We start from the raw sequence: 3127 nt of genomic DNA on the forward strand, positions 1-3127 counted from the left end.
GGCAAGGAGCCGAAGGTCGCTCTCGTCGCCGTGGCACGAAAGATCCTGACCATCCTCAGCGCGATGATCCAAAACAACGAACCTTGGAATCCAAACAGGTCCTGACGAACACAGTTGCTCATCCGTCGCCTTCGGCGACACCTTCTCCCACAAGGGGAGAAGGAAAAGTCGCGCCCTACGCCGCCTGCGGCTCCGGCTCGAACGCCGGCCTGCTCGTGTTGATCAAGAGTGAGATACAGGCCGCCGCGATTGCTGTCATGCCGGCGATCATGAAGGCCAGCTCGTAATTGCCCTGCAGCTCGCGCATCGTACCGCCGAAGGCGGCGGCGGCCGCAGCACCCACCTGGTGGCCGGCGACGATCCAGCCGAAGACGATCGGGCCGCTGCGGTCGCCGAACGCCTCGTTGGCGAGCCTCAGCGTCGGCGGCACGGTGGCGATCCAGTCCAGCCCATAGAGCACCGCGAAGATGATCAGGCTGGCCGCCGAGAAGCCGGAGTAGGGCAGATAGATCAGCGACAGGCCGCGGATGGCATAGTAGACGCCGAGCAGCTTGCGCGGGTCGAAGCGGTCGGTGAGCCAGCCCGACAGCGTCGTGCCGATCAGGTCGAAGATGCCCATCATCGACAACAGGCCGGCCGCCTGCACCTCGCCGATGCCCATGTCGCCGCAGAAGGCAATGAGATGCGTGCCGACCAGCCCGTTGGTGGTGAAGCCGCAGACGAAGAAGGTGGCGAACAGGTACCAGAACACCCGCGTGCCGGCGGCGCGGCGCAACGTGCCGAGCGTATGCGCCAGGAAATTGCCCTGCGAGGCCGGCGACACCGGCGGCACGTCGTTCGGCTCGGCGCCATAGCGCACCTGGCCGATCGAGGCTGGACGCTCCGGCACCAGCAGCCAGACCACCGGCACCAGCGCCGCGGTGGCGATCGCGATGGCGATGGCGACCGGCTTCCAGCCACCCGCCTGCGCCAGCGAGGCAAGCAGCGGCAGGAACACCAGCAGGCCTGTGGCGCTCGAAGCCGACATCAGCCCCATCACCAGGCCGCGATTGGTCTTGAACCAGCGATTGACGATGGTGGCGCCAAGCACGGTGGCGACCGCGCCGGAGCCGATGCCGGAAAACACGCCCCAGGTGATCAGCAGATGCCACGGCTTGGTCATCAGCAGGCTGAGCGCCGTCGAGCCCGACATGATGAGCAGCGAGGCAAGCAGCGTGCGGCGCAGCCCGATCCGCTCCATCAGCGCGGCGGCGAACGGCCCGGTCAGGCCATAGAGGAAGATGCCGATCGCGGCCGCCAGCGAGACGACGTCGCGCCGCCAGCCGAAGCTCTCCTCCAGCGGCAGCATCATCACCGACGGCGCCGAACGAAGCCCGGCGGCGATCAGCAGGCAGAGAAAGATGACGCCGACCACGACGAAAGCGTAGCGCTGGCCAAACGGACGAGACTGAGCTATCATGTTACTGACCGGTACGTTGCAATTGGATGGCGCTATGAATACGTACCGGTCAGTAACATTGTCAAGCGAGTCGTTGCATGCCATCGGACAAAAAAATTGAAGCGTCCATCAGCTCGGCTCACCCGCCGGCGCATCCGAAGGCGGCCGACAAGATCCTCGACGTGGCGCGCGACCTGTTCTACCGCGAGGGCATAAGGGCGATCGGCGTCGACGAGATCGTCAAGCGCGCCGGCGTCACCAAGCCCAGCCTCTACCGCAGCTTTCCCTCGAAGGACGAGCTCGCCGCCTCCTATCTGCGCAAATACAATCTCGAATTCTGGGAACGCTTCGACGAGGCTGTCGATGCGCATCCGGGTGACCCGCGCGCGCAGATCGTGGCTTTCCTAACCCGTGTAGGCAAGCGCACGCAAAAACCCGACTATCGCGGCTGCGGCATGACCAATGCGGCGGTGGAATATCCCGATCACAGCCATCCGGCGCGCATCGTCAGCGAGGCCAACAAGCAGGAATTGCGCCGCCGCCTGCGCGCCATGGCGAGCGCGATGGGCGCCGTCGATGCCGACACGCTTGGCGACGGCCTGCTGCTGCTGATCGAGGGCGCCTATATCAGCGGCCAGTTGTTCGGCCGCGGCGGACCGGCGGCGTCGGTCGCCCGCAACGCCGACTTGCTGATTGAGGCCAGCTTGAAGAAATAGCGATTGGCGGTACGCTGCGGCACCTCACCGGAGTTGTCCGCCATGCGCGCTATTCTGATCCCGCTTGTCCTTGCCGGTCTCTGCCAGGGGGCCCATGCCGGCGACATATCCAGCGTCTACACCGATCTCGACTGGGAGAAGGACTGCGTGACCTACGCGCAGGCTGCCGAGGGCGAGGGCGATTGGGCGAGCCTCGCCTGCTCAGGCTATCGCGGCTATCCGGTGCTGATCGGCTACGACGACGCCCGCGAATCGCTGTTCTACGGGTTCCCGTCGAGCGACATGACCTCGGTCTGGGAAAGCTTCTCCGGTCTCAACACGGCCGGGCTCAAGGTCGAATGGCGCATCGAGACCAATGGCGACGTCGCCATTCCATTCGCCGTCATCCACCGCCGCGAGGTCAGCAAGCCCGACGGCGAGGACAAGCCGATCCAGGTCCTGGTCGTCGCCAAGGTCGCCCAGCCGGACACCCAGCAGGGCTGCACGATCGGCCTGGTGCTGGCCACCGGCAATCCGCAGGCCAACGACCAGGCGCGCAAGCTCGCCGACGAGAAGGCGAAAGGCTTCGCCTGCGGCAAGGACAAGCGCGTGCTGATCGGCAACCCGCCTGACTTTGGCCGCGTGGATAACTGACTTATTACGTCTCGGGGACGACCGCATGAGGAGGGCCGTTCCATCGCAGATAGGCGCTGCCGCCCATTGCCCTGCCGGGCATTTCTCCCCGTATAGTGACCGGGAGAAAGGTGCTCTGATCGATGATTTCGCCAATCGACAACGCCGCCAAACGAACGTCGAGGCTGCGGCAATCTCCCTTCTCCCCGTCACTATACGGGGAGAAGGTGCCGGTGTCCGAACCGGATAGATAGGTAACAGAATGGACCGATTGCATAGGTGACAGTTTTCTCCCTCGCCGGAGGACCCGGCGATGGTTTGGCGAGAGACTGGCATCATGGACGAGCGGCTTCGTTTTGTA

At 64.8% G+C, this 3127-nt stretch carries 4 protein-coding genes and 1 pseudogene; 3 read left to right on the forward strand and 2 right to left on the reverse strand.

Going from position 1 to position 3127, the window contains the following annotated elements:
* Window positions 1-105, forward strand: a pseudogene (locus tag EN738_RS36635) (IS110 family transposase); the annotation flags it as partial.
* A 70-nt stretch (window positions 106-175) separates the two neighbouring features.
* On the opposite strand, the gene EN738_RS32925 reads toward EN738_RS36635, so the two are convergent.
* Entirely contained in the window at window positions 176-1459 is a 1284-nt protein-coding gene (locus EN738_RS32925; protein WP_127287201.1) for an MFS transporter, read from the reverse strand.
* Window positions 1460-1536: 77 nt separating this feature from the next.
* On the opposite strand from EN738_RS32925, the gene EN738_RS32930 reads away from it, so the two are divergent.
* Together EN738_RS32930 and EN738_RS32935 are read left to right on the forward strand one after the other, a co-directional pair.
* Window positions 1537-2154 (forward strand): TetR/AcrR family transcriptional regulator, encoded by a 618-nt coding sequence (locus EN738_RS32930; protein WP_127287202.1) that lies wholly within the window; start codon window positions 1537-1539, stop codon window positions 2152-2154.
* Between the two features lie 42 nt (window positions 2155-2196).
* Window positions 2197-2787, forward strand: a complete 591-nt coding sequence (locus EN738_RS32935; protein ID WP_127287203.1) for a hypothetical protein — start codon at window positions 2197-2199, stop codon at window positions 2785-2787.
* Between the two features lie 4 nt (window positions 2788-2791).
* Here EN738_RS32935 and EN738_RS36010 read toward each other — a convergent pair.
* The coding region (locus EN738_RS36010; protein ID WP_210214102.1) for a hypothetical protein at window positions 2792-3127 on the reverse strand (336 nt) is incomplete at its 5' end.

This window comes from Mesorhizobium sp. M4B.F.Ca.ET.017.02.2.1 (assembly GCF_003998955.1).
Lineage (GTDB): Bacteria > Pseudomonadota > Alphaproteobacteria > Rhizobiales > Rhizobiaceae > Mesorhizobium > Mesorhizobium abyssinicae.